At 68.8% G+C, this 17,914-nt stretch carries 13 protein-coding genes; 6 read left to right on the plus strand and 7 right to left on the minus strand.

All coding sequences use genetic code 11. The features are described 5' to 3' along the window. Positions 1-14 precede the first annotated feature (14 nt). Positions 15-1,757: an efflux RND transporter periplasmic adaptor subunit gene (locus G6O54_RS30525; RefSeq protein ID WP_250847166.1), complete on the minus strand. Its 1,743-nt coding sequence runs from the start codon at positions 1,755-1,757 to the stop codon at positions 15-17. Between the two features lie 306 nt (positions 1,758-2,063). On the opposite strand from G6O54_RS30525, the gene G6O54_RS30530 reads away from it, so the two are divergent. The 6 genes from G6O54_RS30530 to G6O54_RS30555 all read left to right on the plus strand — a co-directional run bounded on the left by G6O54_RS30530 (position 2,064) and on the right by G6O54_RS30555 (position 11,070). After that, positions 2,064-3,233, plus strand: a complete 1,170-nt coding sequence (locus G6O54_RS30530; protein ID WP_165232348.1) for a glucose-6-phosphate dehydrogenase assembly protein OpcA — start codon at positions 2,064-2,066, stop codon at positions 3,231-3,233. Beyond that, entirely contained in the window at positions 3,226-4,863 is a 1,638-nt protein-coding gene (locus G6O54_RS30535; protein WP_165232351.1) for a class I SAM-dependent methyltransferase, read from the plus strand. Before G6O54_RS30530 ends, G6O54_RS30535 begins: the two co-directional genes overlap by 8 nt. A 2-nt stretch (positions 4,864-4,865) precedes the next feature. Then, positions 4,866-5,630, plus strand: coding sequence for an alpha/beta hydrolase (locus G6O54_RS30540; protein ID WP_165232354.1), 765 nt, complete (start codon positions 4,866-4,868; stop codon positions 5,628-5,630). Between the two features lie 124 nt (positions 5,631-5,754). Next, a complete protein-coding gene (gene recN, locus G6O54_RS30545; protein ID WP_165232357.1) occupies positions 5,755-7,533 on the plus strand; it encodes a DNA repair protein RecN in 1,779 nt (592 codons plus the stop codon). 17 nt (positions 7,534-7,550) lie between these two features. Next, the gene (locus G6O54_RS30550) at positions 7,551-9,368 is read left to right on the plus strand and encodes a hypothetical protein (protein ID WP_165232360.1); all 1,818 of its coding nucleotides are present in this window, start codon (positions 7,551-7,553) and stop codon (positions 9,366-9,368) included. A gap of 1 nt (position 9,369) precedes the next feature. Next, positions 9,370-11,070, plus strand: coding sequence for a hypothetical protein (locus G6O54_RS30555; RefSeq protein ID WP_165232363.1), 1,701 nt, complete (start codon positions 9,370-9,372; stop codon positions 11,068-11,070). Positions 11,071-11,122: 52 nt separating this feature from the next. On the opposite strand, the gene dnaB is transcribed toward G6O54_RS30555, so the two are convergent. The 6 genes from dnaB to G6O54_RS30585 all read right to left on the minus strand — a co-directional run bounded on the left by dnaB (position 11,123) and on the right by G6O54_RS30585 (position 16,354). Continuing rightward, positions 11,123-12,565, minus strand: a complete 1,443-nt coding sequence (dnaB, locus tag G6O54_RS30560) for a replicative DNA helicase (protein ID WP_165232366.1) — start codon at positions 12,563-12,565, stop codon at positions 11,123-11,125. 335 nt (positions 12,566-12,900) lie between these two features. Next, entirely contained in the window at positions 12,901-13,554 is a 654-nt protein-coding gene (gene rplI / locus G6O54_RS30565; RefSeq protein WP_165232369.1) for a 50S ribosomal protein L9, read from the minus strand. A gap of 193 nt (positions 13,555-13,747) precedes the next feature. Next, positions 13,748-14,296 carry a single-stranded DNA-binding protein gene (locus G6O54_RS30570; RefSeq protein WP_165232372.1) on the minus strand — a complete coding sequence of 183 codons (549 nt, stop codon included), beginning with the start codon at positions 14,294-14,296 and terminating at the stop codon, positions 13,748-13,750. Positions 14,297-14,468: 172 nt separating this feature from the next. Next, on the minus strand, positions 14,469-14,876 hold the full coding sequence (gene rpsF / locus G6O54_RS30575) for a 30S ribosomal protein S6 (RefSeq protein ID WP_165232375.1): 408 nt from the start codon (positions 14,874-14,876) through the stop codon (positions 14,469-14,471). A 135-nt stretch (positions 14,877-15,011) separates the two neighbouring features. Then, entirely contained in the window at positions 15,012-15,587 is a 576-nt protein-coding gene (gene pth, locus G6O54_RS30580) for an aminoacyl-tRNA hydrolase (protein ID WP_165232385.1), read from the minus strand. Between the two features lie 110 nt (positions 15,588-15,697). Next, entirely contained in the window at positions 15,698-16,354 is a 657-nt protein-coding gene (locus G6O54_RS30585; protein WP_165232378.1) for a 50S ribosomal protein L25, read from the minus strand. Positions 16,355-17,914 lie beyond the last annotated feature (1,560 nt).

The following is a 17,914-nucleotide window of genomic DNA, read 5'->3' on the forward strand; positions in this document are numbered from 1 at the left end:
GAAGACTCCGCGAGCTACTTGTTCCCCGCGTCGGCGAGCTGGACGGCCATGGCCTTGAGCTTGGAGCCGCCGGACGTCACGACCTCGTCGCCGACCTTGAGCCCGCGGAGCACCAGGGCCAGGTCCCCCTGCGGGGTGTCGACGACGACCTCGCGGGGCGTGAATTCCTCCGGCCCGGTCCGGACGAAGACGAACGTCCGGCTCCCCTGCGTCAGGAGGGCCGAGATCGGCACCCGGGCGGCGGGCTTGTCCTGCGGGCTGCGGACCTCCACCTCCACGAACATCCCCGGCTTGAGCAGCCTGTCGGGATTGCTCGCCTCCGCCAGCAGCTTGACGGTGCGGCTCTTCTCCTCGACCAGGTCCCCGGTGTAGATGACCTTCCCCTCGAAGACCCGCCCGGGGTAGGCCGGGCTATGGAACCGGACGGCCGCCCCTCGGCTCACGGCCAGCATGTTGAAGTCGCTCTCGTGGATGCTCGCCTCGATCCAGACCGAGGACAGGTCGGCCAGGGTGAAGATCCGGTGGGTGATCTCCACGGCCACTCCCGGCACGATCATCTCGCGGTCGAGGACCGTCCCGTCGAAGGGGGCCCAGATCGAGTACGTGCTCACCGGCGCCTCGGTGTGCCGATCCGAGTGCGGGACGTGCGAGCCCGACGGCGACGCCACGCCCGGAGTCCCCGCCGGCAGGATCTTCTCCGGCTCCGGGCTCGACTCGGGGAGCTTCTCGACGGACGCCGCCGTCGAGGCCGCCGGCGCGATGCCCACGACCCGGCCGCGATCCACATTCGGCTCGGTCCCATCGGACTTCACTCCCAGGATCCGGAGCCGCTCCTGCGCGGCCCGGACCGCGGCCTCGGCCTGGCGGAGGGCCTGCTGGGCGCGGGTGTTGGCGAGCTGGCTCTGGAAGCCGGTCTGGTCCATGAGGCTCTGGTAGGAGGACTGCGCGACCTCGTATTCGGCGGTGACGGTCTCGAACTGCTTCGTGGTGATGAGGTTCTGAGAATGTAACTCCTTGTTCCGCGACATCGTCGCCAGGGCCAGTCGGTACTGGGCGTAGGCCGACATCAGCCTCTCGCGGTTGTCCCCGACGGCACGGTTGGCCATCGCCTGGGAGATCGTCTCGGGTGACTCCTGCTTGCGGATGCGGTCGAGCATCTCCACGGTGCTCTCGTGGATCTTCTGCTGCCACCCCGCCTGCGTTCGCGCGATGTCGAGTGACTGGAGGAGGGAGTAGAGCTGGAGCCTCGCCTCGCCCACCACCTGGCTGTCGATCGTCGCCAGCAGCTCTCCCGCCTTCACGTCCTGCCCGATGTGCGCCGTGACCGTCCTCACCACGCCGGCGGCGCGCGGCGTGATGAAGGCATATCGGTTCTCGTCCGGCGCGACCCGGCCCGGGGCCGTGAGCACGTTGAACGCCTCGCCCGACTCGATCTTCGCGACCTTGAGGCCGATCGCGTCCTGCTGCTCGATCCCCAGCCGGATCGCGCCCCCGGGCGACACGGCCGTGCCGGCCTCGGCCGCGGGACGGTGCGCCGCGACCGGATGCACCGCCGCAACAGGCTCCGGCAATTGCTTCCCATGTTTCCCGCCGCCGAGCATCCCCGCATTCCAGGCCCAGTACCCGCCGACGGCGAGGCTCAGCACGACCAGACCCGCCAGGAGAGGTCGGGCTAATCGGCCTCGCATCCGGCCCAGGAATGCAGGAGTCTCTTGTTTCGGCCCGCCCGAATTCTCGGCAGCGACCGGTATGCTCATCTGTCTCTCCACGAGTGCGCAATCGAGCCCGGCCGGCCGCGAGGTCGGGAGGGTGGTGGGTCGCACGGCATCACGGGTGGGACGCCGAGCCCCGGGGCATCGTCGAGGAGCCACGGGGATGGCCATGCATCGCGGGAGGGGAACGCTGCAGAGCCTCCTGACCATTTTATGATAGGGACACCGCCCTTCCGCGCCAACCCTGCGCGGGCTTCGACCTGGCGGGGGCTGCTCACATGCGGCATCGCCTTCCGCTCTCGGCCTGCTACAATGGGCGAGTCCAATCCGTACAGGAGCCAGGAGCGACCCATGGCGAGTGCTGAAAGCTCGACGGAAGCCTTCCTCCAGGGGCAGGGGATACCGGTGGACCTGCGGGAGATCGAATCGCAGCTCCAGCAACTCTGGGGTCCGGCGGCGGAGCGGGTCGGCGGGCCGGAGACGGAGCACCCGAACGTCACCCGGGTCTCGCTGGCGAACCTGCTGGTCGAACGGCTCGCCGCGGACGTGGAGAGCCTGCGGCCGGTCGTGGAGCAGGTCCTCTCCAAGTACCCGTGCCGGGCGATCGTGATCCGAGGGACGAACGCCCCGGAGAAGCGGATCACCGCGGAGGTCTCCGCGCTCTGCCACCTGCCGGACCCCGGCATGCCCCAGGTCTGCTCGGAATGCATCGTCCTCAACGCCGGGCCGAATGCGACCGACCTGATCGCGGGGGCGGTCCGGCCGCTGCTCGAGGCGGACCTGCCGCTGGTCCTCTGGTGGACCACCGACCCGCGCGACAACGAGGCCCTCTTCCGAGACCTCGGCGACGAGTGCTCGCGGATCCTCATCGACCTGCCCGACCCGGGGACGTCCCTCGAGTCGCTCGAGCTCGGCCTCGATCCGGCGATCTGCTCGTGCAGCCGCGACGTCGAATGGTACGGCCTGACCCGCTGGCGCGAGGTCATCGCCCAGTTCTTCGACCCACCCTGTCACCACGAGACGCTCGCCAGGATCGATTCGCTGCAGATCCAGGTCGAGACCCCGGAGCCGTCTCGACCGCCCCGGCTGGCGATCTGGATGGCGGCCTGGTTCGCCGGCCAGCTCGGCTGGAAGCCGCGGGGAACCCCGTCGCGAGATTGCTCGCCGGACGGCTGCGTCTTTCAGGCGGACCTCGACGGGCCGGCCGGTTCGGTGAGGGTCGAGATCGTCACTCATCCGGTCGGCAACGGCCTCCCCGCGCGTCCGGCGATCCGCGGCGTCACGCTGACGGCCCAGGGCAAGGAAGGTCCGGAGCGCTTCCGCGCCTGCCGCTGCTCCCCCGGCTCGGACGACATCTGCATCGATGCCCGTTCGCCGGACTACTGCAAGCTGCCCAGGACCGTGAGATCCCCGGAGCTGCCGGATTCCGATCGGATCGCCGCCGCGTTCCACGCCTCGCGGATCGATCCGCCGTTCGACAACGCCCGGCCGATCGCGCTCTGGCTGCTGAAGTATGCGTGACGAAATCGCCGCGAGGACGGTCCCGGTCGCCGGCCGCCGCAGAGACCTCGGAGACTTCCAGACGCCTCGCGCGCTGGCGCAGGCCGTGCTCGATCGACTCTGGAAGGGGGCTCCGTCCTTCACCAGGCTCCTCGAGCCGACGTGCGGCCGGGGCGTCTTCCTTCGCGAATCGCTGGCCCTGGATCCGCCGCCCCGGGAGCTGATCGGCGTCGAGATCCATCCGCCCCATGCGGCCGAGGCGAGCCGGATCGCGAGCGAGTTCCCCGAAGTGCCGTTCCGGATCATCCAGGGGAGCGTCTTCCATCTCGACCTCGGGATCGATCTGTCCTGGCGGGAGGACGGCCCATTGCTCATCGTCGGCAATCCTCCGTGGGTCACCGCGGCGGAGCTGGGCCGGTTGGGGAGCGGAAACTCGCCGACGCGCCGGAACCTCAAGGACGCGTCCGGCCTCGAGGCGCGGACCGGCGCGTCCAATTTCGACCTGGCGGAGGCCGTCTGGATCAAGCTCCTGGAAGAGCTCGCCGGGATCCGGCCCACGATCGCGATGCTCTGCAAGACGTCCGTGGCGCGAGCGGTCCTGGAGCAGGCCCGACGCCGGAGCATCCCGATCGCCGACGCCGCCCTCTTCGAGATCGACGCCCGGCGGTGGTTCGGCGCGGCGGTCGGCGCCTGCCTCATGAGGATCACCGTGGGGCCGCCCGGCGTCCCAGGCGTCGATACGATCCCGGTCTTCGCCGAGCTGGAGGCGGAACGTCCCCGCGCACACCTTGGCTTCCGGGGGGGACGGCTCGTGGCCGACGCCCCGTCCATCGACCGCGTGTCCTTCGGGCTGGGCGAGTGCCCATGGACCTGGCGCCAGGGCCTGAAGCACGACGCGGCCGATGTCATGGAGCTGGAATGGTCGAGCGACACGGTTCGCTCCGGATGGCGCAACGGGCTCGGTGAGGCCGTCGAGGTCGAGGCCGAGTGCCTCTATCCGCTCATCAAGGGGGCCGACCTGAAGGGACCATCGCGGGGCCGGCGCCGTCGGGCGTTGATCGTCACGCAACGGGCACTCGGCGAGGATACGGAGGCCATCCGCGACCGCTGGCCGCTCGCCTGGCGATACCTGGAGCGGCATGCCGAGCGTCTCGGCAGCCGACGATCCTCGATCTATCGAGGCCGGCCGCGGTTCGCGATCTTCGGCGTGGGGCCGTACAGCTTCTCGCCCTGGAAGGTCGCCATCGGAGGGCTGCTCCGCCGCCCGACCTTCCGGGTCATCGGACCGGTCCTCGGTCGGCCGACGATGCTCGACGACACCTGCTACCTGCTCCCCTGCGAGTCGGCCGCGGAGGCCGCGGTCCTGTGCGCCCTCGGCAACGGTCCCGTCGCGCAGACGATCCTCGCGGCGTCGAGCTTCCCGGACGCCAAGCGTCCCGTGACCAAGGGGCTGTTGCAACGCGTCGACCTCTCGGCCATCCTGTTGCGAGCCGATGACGGCGAGCTCGCCGCGGCGGCCGGAGACCTCCTGGCCGGGATCGGGGCGGATGCCGGGGCCGAGGGGGCCAGCATCCCTGCCGTCATCGAGCGGTGGAAGCGAGAGTTCCGCGAGCGGTCGTCGCCCCATGCCGGCGACCGAGGGAGACAGTGACCATGGCCTTCGCCCGCATCAATTACTTCAGCCGGTCGCTCGAGAAGGCTTCTTCGTTCACGGTGGTCTTCCCGGACGATCCGGCCGTCCCCAGGCCGTGGTCGGCCTTCTACCTGCTGCACGGCCTCTCCGACGATGACACCATCTGGGCCCGCCGCACGAACATCGACCGGTACGTCGAGGGCCTGCCGCTGATGGTCGTCATGCCCGACGGCGGCCGGGGCTGGTACTCGAACGCGGCGATCGGCCCCGCCTACGAGGACGACCTGGTCAAGGACGTCGTCGGCCTGGTCGACCGGACCTTCCCGGTCAAGGCCGACCGCGCGGGCCGGGCCATCGGCGGCCTCTCCATGGGAGGCTACGGCGCGGTCAAGGTCGGGCTCAAGCATCACGAGACCTTCGGCAGCATCAGCTCGCATTCCGGGGCCGTCGGGATCTGCCAGGTCGACTACCACCGCGACGACCGGCTGAAGGGGATCGCCGTCGAGCTCGACCGCATCTTCGGCCCGAACCCGAAGGGGGGCCAGGACGACCCCTTCGCGATCGTGGAGAAGATCGATCACGGCCGAGTCCCTCCCATGCGCCTGGATTGCGGCAAGGACGATTTCCTCCTCGGCCAGAACCGTGATTTCCACGCCCACCTGGACGCCATGAGAATACCCCACGAGTACCAGGAGTTTCCCGGCGACCACAACTGGCCCTACTGGGATCTCCACGTCCAGGAGGCCCTCGCCTTCCACGTGCGCAACCTGCAGATCCGGAAGTAGACCGACGGCAACCTGCTCTTCTGTCCAGTCCGGGGTGTGCTATAAGATTGAAGTGCGATGGAGTGCGTCGGGCGCCGATCGTCCGGCGCGGGCGATTCCAGGTGGTCAGGGAGACCCGGTCGTCGTGCTTCGAGAGCTTTCGGTGCAGAACCTGGCGCTGATCGAGGACGTCCAGGTGGAGCTGGATCGGGGATTTTGCGCCTGGACCGGGGAGACGGGCGCGGGGAAGAGCCTGCTGCTGAGCGCACTCGGGCTGATCCTCGGGGGCAAGGCGTCGGCCGAGCTGGTGCGCGCGGGGAAGTCCGAGGCGAGGGCCGCCGCGGTCTTCGAGATCCTCGAGCCGGCCCTGCGGGCGGAGATCGAATCGATCCTGGGCGGGCCCCTGGACGACGAGGCGTTGATCATCACGCGGCGAATCTCGGCCCAGGGGCGGAGCACCTCGCAGGTCAACGGCATGCCCGTGACGATCGCCACCTTGCAGCAGCTCGGCGACCAGCTCGTGGACATCCACGGCCAGGACGAGGGCCGGGCCCTCCTCGATCCGGAACGGCAACGGGCCCTCCTGGACGCCTACGGAGGACTCGGCGAGCCCCTCGCCGCCTACCGACGGGCCCGCTCCGTGCACGATGAGCTCCGCCAGCGGCGGCAGGCGCTCCACGAGGCCACCCAGTCGAGGGAGCGGGAGAAGGCCCTGCTCGAGTTCGAACGCGACGAGCTGGCGGCGGCGGATCCCCGCGAGGGGGAATACGAGGAGCTCGTGCGCGAGTCTCATCGCCTGGCCAACGCCGAGGCCCTCCGCTCCGCGGCATCGGAGGGTTACGTCTCCCTCTATGAGGCGGACCGATCGGCGCAGGCCATCCTCAAGCGAGTCGCCCGCGGGCTCGAACCGCTCTCGAAATCGGTGCCGGAGCTCGCCGACGCGGCCTCCATCCTGGAACGCCTGGCCGACGAGGTCCGCGAGGTCGCCTATGGCCTCCGGGACCTCGGCCAGAACTGGGACGACGACCCCGCCCGGCTCGAGGACGTGGAGGCTCGGCTGGCCCTCTATCGCAGGCTCTCGACGCGGTTCCATTGCAAGCCCGACGAGCTTCCCGCGCGGCGGCAGGAGACCGAGTCGAAGCTCGACGAGATCGAGCGCGACGAGCACGACCTGAGTGTCCTGGACGGGCCGCTCGCGGACGCCTTCCGGGCGCTGAGGGTGGCGGCGGAGGCACTCACGGCCGCTCGCCGCAAGACCGCCCGCGACTTCGCAAAGGCCATCCAGGCCCGGCTCAAGCCCCTGGGGCTCGAGCGGGCCCGGCTCACCGTCGAGGTCGAGCCGCGCGACCCCGGCGACGATCCGACGGCACCGCCACCTCCCGAATCGGGCGTGGACCGGGTGGAGATCCTCTTCCTGGCCAACCCCGGAGAGGTCCCTCGTCCGCTCCGCAAGGTCGCCTCCGGCGGCGAGCTCTCGCGGCTCACCCTGGCCGCCAAGAGCGTCCTCGCCTGCTCCGATCGCGTCTCGACGCTGGTCCTGGATGAGGTCGACACGGGCGTCGGCGGCCGCCTGGGCGCGGCGCTCGGGCAGACCCTCGCGGACCTGGCGAGGCACCACCAGGTCGTCTGCGTCACGCACCTGCCGCAGGTCGCGAGCTATGCCAGGCGGCAATGGGTCATCCGCAAGCAGACGGAGCGGGGGCGGACCCGGACCACGATCACGCCGCTCGACGAGGACCTGCGGGTGGAGGAGCTGGCGGCGATGCTCCGCGGCTCCTCCGCGGACGAAGGGACGCGTCAGGAAGCCGCCGCCATGCTCCAGGAGGCGCGGGCTCGCCTGGGGGAAGGGGACGAGGCGATCGCCGAGGGGCCGAAAGTCACGGCCGCGGGCTCGAACGGGCGGGCCGGTGCGAAGCGGCGATGATCCGGGGAGAATCAGGCTTGGCGACCGAGGCAACGACCGCTCGACACTCCAGCCAGGCGCCGGCCGCCGCGCCCGCGGGCGGCACATCTCCGTCGGCCTCGCCGGCGGAACCCGGCGCCTCGATCTTCGTCTGGGGAATCTGGGCATGCCATCTCCTGGCGACGCTCGTCTTCGTGGCCCGATTCGGGCCGGACGTGCCCCTCTGGGATGATTACGCGGTCATCCCGCAGCTCTGCGGCGAGAAGCCCGTGACCCTGAGCTGGCTCTGGTCACAGCACTCGGAGCACCAGATTCCGCTCGCCCGGCTGATCCTCCTGGCGAGCTTCTGGGCCACCGGGGGGAGCCCACGGCCGGTGATGTTCCTCATGGCCGGGCTCCTCGGCCTCCTCGCCGCTCTGCTCATCCACGCGGCGCGCATGGCTCGCGGCGCGACCACCTACCACGACGCGATGCTGCCGATCGTGCTTTTGAGCCTGGGTCATCATGCCAATCTCCTGTGGGCCATCCAGGTGACGTATGTGCTCCCGGTCTTCCTGCTCGGGGCGATCCTCTCGCTCGTCGCCGCGACGCGATCGGCCCCGGGCATGGGGGCGATGGTCGTGGCCGCGGCCTGCCTGACCTTGATGCCGCTCTGCAACGCGGGGGGACTTGCATTCGTCCCCGCCCTGGCGGGCTGGTTCTGGGCGACGGCCGCCGGGATGCTCATTCGGCGAGGCCCCGCGGGCCGGCCTCGAGCGGCGATCCTCGCGCTCTTGCCGGTCCCGGCCCTCATCCTCGCGGTGCTCTATTTCCGCGGCTACGTCTCGCCTCCGCACCATGCGGCGCCGGGCGGGCCCGCCGCGGCGATCCGGACCACGGCCCAGTTCCTCGGGATGAGCCTGGGGGCGCCGGGGGCGAGCCTCTGGCCCTGGTCGGGCATCCTGGCGGTGGTCATGCTCATGGGGGCGGTCGCGACGCTCGGCTATGCCTGGTGTGTCCGGCCGGAGGAACGTGCTCGGGTCGAAGGGCTGCTCTGCGTCCTGGGGGCCGTCGCCTCGCTGGCGATCGGCTCCGGCTGGGGCCGTTCCGGTGAGGACGTACTCGCCGGGCTCCAGTCGCGCTACACGACCCTGGCCATCCCGGCGATCCTGGCCTCCTACCTCGCGTTCTCGGTCTACGGCACGCGGGTCACCCGGCGGCTGATCCCGGCGATCATGGGGACGATCGCGACCGTCCTGATCTGGCCCAACGTCCAGGAGGGGCTGAAGGCCGGGCAACGCGCTGGGGAGCAGTCGGCCGCCTTCGACCGCGACCTTGCCGCGGGCACGCCCGCTTTCCGGCTCGTCCGGAAGTACTCCCCCTTCCTCCACCCGTCCCAGCAAGACCTCAGGCGCTCGCTCGAGAGCCTCCATCACGCGGGGATCGGCAAGTTCCGCGCGCTCCGCGACGACCCGACGTTCCAGGAGCAGCCGATCGCCCTCTCCCCGGCGGAGCTGCGGCTGGCGAGATGGGACGGCAAGACGATCGAGGCGACCGGGCCGGATCCCTGGGTCCGGTTCGACCTGGCCGCGCCCACGCCTGTATACGGCATCCGGATCCGCTATGATCACGAGAACTCCGATGGGACGCCGGCGCGGTTCCGACTCGCCTGGCGACGTCCGGGCCAGCGCGACTTCCCCGAAGACCAGCAGTACGGCAACTGGAATCTCCCGAGCGGCCGCGGGCTGGAAACGACCGTCTGGGTCGATGACGTCGTCTCGCAGCTCCGGATCCAGCCCGACAATCGGCCCTGCAAGTTCACGATCGAGTCGTTGACCCTCCTGAAGCCCCCCGGACCCGATCGCGAGGCCCCCTGACGTGAGCAAGATCCGGCCCCGGGGGATTCGATCCGCGGTCATGGCGTGGCTGGCTCGACCGCTCGACCGCCCGGGCTTCCTGTGCCTGGTCGTCCTGATCCTGGCCGCGCCCGGGTTCCTCTTCTTCGCGCCGGTCGGACTGCCGGGGTCGGCCCATGTGCCGCGGAATCCGCTGGCGATCTACCGCCTCTACAGCGACGACTTCGCCTACCTCGGGGCCTCGCGGACGCTCGCCCGCACGGCCTCCAATCTGTTCGTGCCCCACAACACCCACGTCGTGCCCGCATGGCGCGTCGTGACCTGGGCCCTGGTCGCCTGGTCGGGGCGGCTCGCCAAACTGCCCGAGGTCCTGGCCGAGGCGGCCTTCGGAATCCTCGTGGCCGTCATGCTCCTCATGGGTCGCCTCGTTGCCAGGGAGACGGGCCGGCCCGCGCTGGGCCTGGCGTCGATGGTGGTCGTCGGGGCCACCTCGGTGATGGCCTCGCCGGCATGCTGGTATTCCTCGGGGCAGACGCTCTGGGCGGCCTTCGGGGTCCTCGGGGCGCTCTGGTACGCCCAGTGCTGGCGGCGATCTCCGTCGATCGGGGCCCTGCCGCTGATGGGCCTGTCGGCGATGTTCGCCGGCTGGTGCTGGACGATCGGCCACATGGCCGGCCCGGTGGCCTCGGTCTACCTCTGGCTCGATGGCCGGAGGCGTTGCCGGCTGGCGGCGGCCGTGCCGCTCGGCGCCTCGATCCTCGCGGTCCTGATCAGCGTGGCCTTCGGGGCCAGGCACGTCGACAGCACGGTCAGCTTCCACGGAAGGACCACGAAGGAGGCCGCGAAACCCGTCGAGGGCCTGCTCCACACGGGCCAGGCCATCCCGGAGAACCTGATCCTGGGCAACCTCGGCCTCAAGGCCCAGACGACCGCGACCCAGGGCCTGACGATCACCGCGGCGATCGTCGGCATCTGGGCCTTCGGACGATTGAGGAGGGGGGGCCTCGCCGCCTTCAATCCGCTCGAATGCGCGGGGCTGTCGCTCGTCTTCGGGAGTTACCTGGTCGAATGGACGGTCCGCGGCTACATGCCGTTCCGCTACCTCCGTACGATCAACATGGGGATGATCGTCCCCTGGTACGACGTCGTCCCGCAGGTTGGCGCCGTGCTCTTCGCCGCGGGGTGGATCGCCGGCCCGCGCGGGCCGGCGGCGGGCCGCGCGGCCATGAAACGCCTCGATGCCCTCGCCGTGATCGGCCTGCTGTCGGTCCTGATGGTCCTGAATCAGCCGCGCGTCGATCGGCTCTGGCGGAACTGGGTGCCCCCTTCGCTGCCGGCCGAGACGAAGATGTTCCCGATCCAGTCCCTCCAGACGATGCGTGCTCATATCATCCTACTGGACCGGGCCGCCTGGCAGCGCCGCGCGCTGAGCCGGCTGGACCAGGCCCAGGAGCTGGCGTCCCGGATGGGCATCGGCCTGGCGACGATCCGCGAGGCCTTCGGCCGGGTCGACGCCCCGGAGCTGCCCGACGTCTACGACGCCGCGCTCCTGCTCGACCTGCCGCGGGAGGGTCGGAAAGTCGATCTCGATCAGGTTCGACGGACGCTCGGACCGTACCTCCAGAAGGAGCCTCCGCCCCGTCCCGCATGGCTGCCGCCCGGAGAGATCTGGCCCCCGCCGGACATGCCCCACTGGTCGGAGACCGACGTGGACGCGCCCTGAACGATTCGATTCCCGACCGAAACCGCGGACGGGGATCGCCCGCGACGCTTGCTCAGAACGGGCTCCCCTCGTCGGGCATAGGCTCGGCGATGGTGGACAGGTTCTCGAAGCGGGTGAGCTTGTTGAGGAAGGTCAGCTTCGCCGTGCCCGTCGGCCCGTTCCGGTTCTTGGCCACGATCACCTCGGCGATGCCCGGCTGGTCGTTGGGGTCGTAATACTCGGGGCGATGGAGCAGCAGGACCATGTCCGCGTCCTGCTCGATGGCCCCCGACTCGCGGAGGTCGGCCATCCGCGGGCGGCGGTCCTCGCGGTTCTCGACGCCCCGGTTGAGCTGGGAGAGGGCGATGACCGGGACGTGCAGCTCGCGGGCGAGCGTCTTGAGCCGCCGGCTGATCTTGGCGATCTGCTCCTGGCGGCTGTCCCGGCTCTCCTCGGCGTCGATGAGCTGGATGTAGTCCACGACGATCAGCCCCAGCTCCTGCCGGAGCTTGAGGCGGCGGGCCATCGCCGTGATCTGGAGCATGTTCCGCGCGGGGGTGTCGTCGATGAAGATCGGCGTCCCTTCCATCTCGTGATAGGCCTTCGCCAGCTTGTTCAGCTCCCGGTAGTCGAGCCCCTGGCCGGTCCGCAGCTTGTGGCCGTCGACCCGCGACCGCGCGCACAGGAGCCGCTCGCCGATCTCCTGATTTCCCATCTCCAGGCTGACGATGAGCGTCGCGATCCCGCAGTTAATCGCCGCATGATCACATATATTCAACATCATGGCCGTCTTGCCCATGCTGGGGCGGGCGGCGATGATCACGAGCTGGTCGGCGTGGAAGCCGTTGGTGAGGTCGTCCAGGTTGAAGAACCCGGAGGCCACCCCGGACACCGGGTGCTTCTCCTCGGCCCGCTTCGAGATCAGCGTCATCGCCCTCTCGAGGACCGACTTGATCTCGTGGGTCTCCCCCTTGATCTGGTCCTCGGCGATCGCGAAGATCCGCTTCTCCGCCGACTCGAGGAGCTGCTGGGCGGTGTACAGGTTGGAATAGCCGTCGCGGATGATGTCCGTCGCGCCCTCGATGAGCTGGCGGCTGATCGATTTCTGGCGGACGATCTCGGCGTGGTACTTCGTGTTGGCCGCGTGCGGGACGCTGTTGGCGATCTCCAGCAGCAGCTCGTCCCCGCCGATCTGCTTGTACTGATCCCGGCGCTCGAGCTCGTCGGCGAGCGTCAGGGCGTCGATCCCCTTGCCCAGGTCGTACAGGTCGCGGATCGCTCTGTAGACAACCTGGTGCGAGTCCCGGTAGAAGTCCTCCACGTTGAGGAACGAGACGATGTCGTGCAGGACCTCGTTGTCCAGCAGGATGCCGCCCAGCACCGATCGCTCCGCATCCAGGTTCTGGGGCGGCAGGTGATCGCTGAGCGACCCGCCCGCCGACTTGGGGAAGGGGATGTTCCCATTGCCCGAGCCCATCTTGTTCCCACCATATCCGGGTGCTGGTACCGAAGCCATGCTGCGTCGAACTCCCCCTCTATGCCATCATCCGACCACCCACCATCGACTTCGACGGGTCGCCGATCTCTGAACAATCGTATCGGTTTCCGGGGGTCCGCTCCATCGCGAAAAGTCATCGAAAGGGAGAAGCCGGCGAGAAGCCGAGGGATTTCGATCGATTCGGCGGGATATGAGGAGTGATCTGCCCCCCGCGCGGAGGGAAGTCCCGGGAACGAGCGGTTAAGGCAGGGTGGACGCATCCGGCCAGGTGGCCCGGGACGAGGGTTCGAAATGAAGGAGGCGAGCTTGCGGCCCGCCTCCCTTCGTCGAGATCGGTTGATAGCCCGAGGGCATCAGTCGCCGGTTTCCTCGGTGTGGGTCGGCACGACCCAGAGCTTGGCCTCGGTCTCGATGTCCTGACCCAGGACGACGCGGATCGTGTAGAACCCCAGGTCCTTGAGCGGGCCCTCGATGCGGACGTTGTCGGTCTCGACCGGGAAGCCCGCGGCCTTGAGCGCCGCGGCGATCTGATCGGCGTTGACCGATCCGTAGAGGTGCCCTTCCTCGTTGGCGTTGGCCTCGATCGAGATCGTCCGCTGGGAGATCTGGGCCCCCAGGTTCTGGAGATCGGCGCGGCGAGCTTCCTCGAGCTGGCGGAGCCGCTCGCGGTGCTTCTCGACGATCCGGAGGTTGTGCGGCGTGGCGAAGGTGGCCAGGCCCTGGGGCAGGAGGTAGTTCCGGGCGAAGCCCGGCTTAACCTTGACGAGCTCGCCGGTCTGGCCGACGTGGGTCACCGACTGGGTAAGCAGGACCGAAATGTGTCCGTCCTTGGCGCGGAGCGGATGGTTCTTCCTCCGCTCGACGCCGGGCTGGCGGGGTGCATTGACGAGCGCCGCGGCGCTCGCATGGGGAGTGACGTGAGACTTCCCGGTCCCCTTCTTGGCCGACCCCTTGGCCTTGGCCTTCGTCTTGGTCTTTCCGCCCGAGGAACTCGCTGTCTTGGCCATGAAAGGGCCCCCTCGAAATCAATGCGTGGAAGCGGGCGATGGGCCCCACCCAGGTACTACCCCGTTCGCGGACCGACCCGGACCCGTTCGACGATATCGCGTTGGACGCAATTTGTGGAGAGTAACGATTTAAGCGGATCCGGCCGGTCCGGCCAAGCGGTGCATTTGTGCGCCTGGCCGGCCCCAAATCCAGTCAGAACGGAATGTCATCCTCTTCCTGCTCGGGCTCGGCGGCGGGCCGACTGGTGCGAGGGCCCGCCGAGTAGCCGCCGCGCCCCGCACCGGCACCCGCGCCGTTGGCCGGGCTGGGGGACGAGGACCGACGCGGGGCCGGCTCGCGGGCGGGAGCGGGAGCCGAAGCCCCGTCCTCGTCGCCATAGTCGCCGCCTCCGCCGCCGGAGTCGGACCGCCGGGAGTCGAGGAACTGGACCCGATCGGCGTGGACGCGGATCTTCTCCCGCTTCTGGCCGGTCGTCTTGTCCTCCCAGGTGTCCATCTTCAGGGAGCCTTCCACATGGATCTGGCTCCCCTTCCGCAGGTACTGGCAGCAGTTCTCCGCCGCCCGGTCCCAGACCGTCACGTCGATGAACAGCGTTTCCTCGCGCCGACTCCCTTCGCGGTCGGTCCAGCCGCGGCTGGTCGCCATCCGGAGCTCCGCGACGGCCGTGCCGCCGGGGGTCCGCCGCAGCTCGGGGTCGAACGTCAGTCGACCCATGAGAAAAACCTTGTTCAAGTCGGCCATCGCTGCGTTCCTTTCTCGACCGCCTACCCGCCGAACCCGTGGGAAGATACCTCGGACACGGAAATCCAGGGAACCACGATCTCACTTCAAAACTAAACGCTTGTTCCCTAGATTGCAAGGACGAAAACCGCCGGAATCTCCGGCGGCGGCAGGCGTAACCGGCAGGAGCCGATCAGTCGTCGCGGCGGCGGCGGCGGGGGCGATCGTCGCCGTCTTCGTCTCCACCCTCCTCGGCATCGACGTTCGGGTTCGAGGTCATCGCCTGGTTGACCAGGTGCTCCTCGAGCTTGGTCGGGACCTTGAGGATGAGCTCGCGGAGGATGAGGTCGCTCAGGTGGCAGTCCGCGACGATCTCCTTCAGGTGCGAGCCGTCGGTCTTGAAGTAGGTGAGGAGGTACGTCCCCTTCTTGTGCCCCTCGACCGCGTAGGCGAGCCGGCGCTCGTCCCACTGGCGGCTGGCCACGATCTCGGAGCTGTGCTTGGTGAGGATGTCGTGGACGTGCTTGACGGTGTCGTCCCAGGCCGCGGCGGCCTTGGTGCTGTCGAGCAGGAACATCCCTTCGTACGTTTGAACGGCCAAGTGCGAGTCCTCCAGGGCAGATGTCGAATCGCGTCGTCTTCGTGTTCGTTCGGGTCGCGAACGAGTGAGTTCGGCCAGCGGGTCGTGTCGGTTGGTTGATTGATTGGTCGTGGGTTGCCGGAGCCTCGTCGCGGTTCACGGCTTCCCCGGCGAGATCCCATTGAACCGGTTCATCGCGGCCTCGGTCCCCTGGGAGATCCAGACGGCCACGGCCTGGCTGGCGAGGATCAGGGCGTCGTCGATGGCGGCTCGCTCGGTGCTGCGGAAGCGACTGAGCACGTAGTCGGCGGCATCGCTCTCGCCATTGTCGCCGATGCCGATGCGGAGCCTGGCGTACTGTTCGGTCCCGAGGTGGGAGTTGATGTCCCGGAGGCCCTTTTGGCCCCCGTCGGATCCGCCGGGGCGGATCCGGATCTTCCCCACGGGGAGATTCAGGTCGTCGCAGACGACCAGCAGGTCGGCCGGCTCGAGCTTGTAGAAGCGGAGGGCCTGGCCGACCGACCGGCCGCTCAGGTTCATGAACGTCTCGGGCTTGAGCAGCAGGACCCGCCGATAGTCGATCTCGGCCTCGGCGAGCTGCCCCTCGAACTTGCGGGAGAACGAGGCCCCGCGACCCCCGGCCGCGAGGCGATCGATCAGGTCGAAGCCGATGTTGTGGCGGGTCGCCGCGTACTTGTTGCCGGGGTTCCCCAGGCCGACCACGAGCTTCAACGTTGCCAAGGACGGAACTCCCGGCGGACGAGATCCGCGACCGGCGCCGGGCGGTCAGGAGGAGGGAAGCCCTCCTCCGGCCATGACGGCAAGCCCGAGGCCGCCCGCGATCAGTCGTCCTTGTCCTTTTCCTTGCGCTCGGGCTTGATGACCTCGGGCTGAGTGGCCGCATCGGCCCCCTCGGCCGCCGCGGCCTCCTCCGCAACCCTGGGCGTCACAACGTGGAGGATCAGCAGGTCGCCGTCCGCGTCCGCCACGACGTTCGGGGGCAACTGGAGGTCGCGGACGTGGATCGCCTGGTCCAGGCCCAGGCCGCTGACGTCGACCCGGATCGAGTCCGGGATCGAGGCCGCCGGGCACTTGATGGACAGCGTGTGCACGATCTGCTCGAGCACGCCCCCGTCGGCGAGGCCGGCCGCCTGGCCGCGGACCTCGATCTTGACCTCGGTCTCGATCTGCTCCTCGGCGCTGACGCGGGCGAAGTCCAGGTGGAGGATCTCCCGCCCCAGGTTGTCCCACTGGACGTCCCGGATCAGGACGGTCTCGGACTTGCTGCCCAGGTCGAGCTCCGCCAGGTGGCTCGCGCCCTTGATCATCTGCCAGACATCTTCCTTCGAAAGGGAGATGGGCACGACCTCCTGCTTGTGGCCGTAGATCACGGCCGGGATGCGGCCCTCCTTGCGAAGGCGCCTGACCACTCGGCTACCCGTCCCCTTGTTCTTGGCGGGGTCCCGGGCCTCGACCCGGATCTTCAATGCTTCGGCCATCGATGGCTCGCCCTGACCGACCCCGCGGTCAGGCGAGGTCTCCCTGAAAGAAAGAAGTTGGAACCAGAGGCGCAGGATACCATTCCCCCACGCCCGCACCGACCCAAGTCACGAGCCACCGGTCCCGAAGACCGGCCCACGCTCACGAAGGACCAGCATGCAGCCCGAACGGCCGCGCATCTGGCCATTATGGAGTTTCCCTCGCGCCCGTTCAAGCCCTCCTCGCCCCGCGGATCCCGGCCCATCGCCGCCGGTCCACAACACCCAGGGATACCTGGCGTATCCGCTCATGACGTCCGCCACCAGGACCGCGGCAATTTGGCTTTGTTCGTCGTCTCGGCATCACGGCGACAACGCCATAAACCCTTGCAATATAGGCTATTCCATTCGTTTTCCGGATTGGCTTTGCTCGCCGGTTTTCTGGTCGTTCGCCGTCCTTTCCGCCCTCATCTCAGCCCGCATCGAGGACGCCGACCGTCGCGGGGACCGTCCGCCCCGGCGGGTCGTTCCTGGCGTCCTTCCGTCGCATCAAGGCCCTCGATGGTCGTCCGGTGCAATTGGCTTTGATCGTCAACTCGATGGCCAGGCGATTTCGTTGTAAACGTCACTCACGCCTGACCTTGAGTCTGTTTTCCGGATTGGCTTTGCTCGCCAATTTCTCTGGCCACCCGCCGGCCTGCACTCTCCCAGCAGGCCGGCGCCGAGTTCATGGATCACCGACCACCGAATTTTCAAAGATCCCCGGGAGGCGCGCAGACGGTCCGCGCGCAAGGGGCCCTCCCTATCTAGGAGAATCCCGGAAAGCACGCCCCCGGTTTCACAAAAATCCGGAAAATTGGCGACCGGGCCGGCATGATCGGACCGTGAATGGCCGTCGGAGGCTCGATCGAATCGAGTCGGGGGCATCAGTTCCGCCTCGGTCGGCCGGCGCAACGATCGCCGTGGATCGCCTTCTGTGTCACGCGCCACAGTTGTTCGCCGGTCATTCGGCCACACTCCTTCGCCGCGAGCCCGGAGCATGCGTGGCCGTGGTGGGACACCACGGGCGGGCAGGCCGTCGTCCTGGCACCAGGGGCCTTGTCCCAGCTATGTTCAGCCTGGAGCATGGGTGGCCGTGGTGGAACACCACGGAGAGCAGGCCGAGTGGTTGGACAGGCTTTTCTCCGGGGCCGAGCCGGTCCCGTGGTGTTCCACCACGGCCACCCGGAGGGCCTACGTGGCTACAAGGAATGGCAAGCTCCACCATCGCGTCGTGCGACAATCCCGATCCCCATGTCCGAGCCGGAAGCGTAAGCGACGGTGGGTTCATGATTTGGGATCATCCGTCGCTTACGCTTCCGGGCATCGTCCCGAGATGGTGAGGATTCGGCTCCCAAGGTTGATAGTCGGCACGGCCCTGCAAGCCTGGGTGACCACGATCGTCAGATCGTGGTTCGGACGGGCGAAGCCTCCAGCCTCGCACGTCAGTGCGATCCGCGGGGCAGGCCGTCGCTCGCTCGAAGGCGGTCCGGCTTACGCCGGAGGCTGGTGGGCTGCGCCCCGTCCGAACCACCCGCCCAC

It is taken from the genome of Aquisphaera insulae (assembly GCF_011064615.1).
Lineage (GTDB): Bacteria > Planctomycetota > Planctomycetia > Isosphaerales > Isosphaeraceae > Aquisphaera > Aquisphaera insulae.

What these genes read in the sequence shown, in the direction of transcription:
- G6O54_RS30525 (WP_250847166.1), bottom strand. Translation starts at nt 1,757, where the DNA reads ATGAGCATACCGGTCGCTGCCGAGAATTCGGGCGGGCCGAAACAAGAG.
- G6O54_RS30530 (WP_165232348.1), top strand. Translation starts at nt 2,064, where the DNA reads ATGGCGAGTGCTGAAAGCTCGACGGAAGCCTTCCTCCAGGGGCAGGGG.
- G6O54_RS30535 (WP_165232351.1), top strand. Translation starts at nt 3,226, where the DNA reads ATGCGTGACGAAATCGCCGCGAGGACGGTCCCGGTCGCCGGCCGCCGC.
- G6O54_RS30540 (WP_165232354.1), top strand. Translation starts at nt 4,866, where the DNA reads ATGGCCTTCGCCCGCATCAATTACTTCAGCCGGTCGCTCGAGAAGGCT.
- dnaB (WP_165232366.1), bottom strand. Translation starts at nt 12,565, where the DNA reads ATGGCTTCGGTACCAGCACCCGGATATGGTGGGAACAAGATGGGCTCG.
- rplI (WP_165232369.1), bottom strand. Translation starts at nt 13,554, where the DNA reads ATGGCCAAGACAGCGAGTTCCTCGGGCGGAAAGACCAAGACGAAGGCC.
- G6O54_RS30570 (WP_165232372.1), bottom strand. Translation starts at nt 14,296, where the DNA reads ATGGCCGACTTGAACAAGGTTTTTCTCATGGGTCGACTGACGTTCGAC.
- G6O54_RS30585 (WP_165232378.1), bottom strand. Translation starts at nt 16,354, where the DNA reads ATGGCCGAAGCATTGAAGATCCGGGTCGAGGCCCGGGACCCCGCCAAG.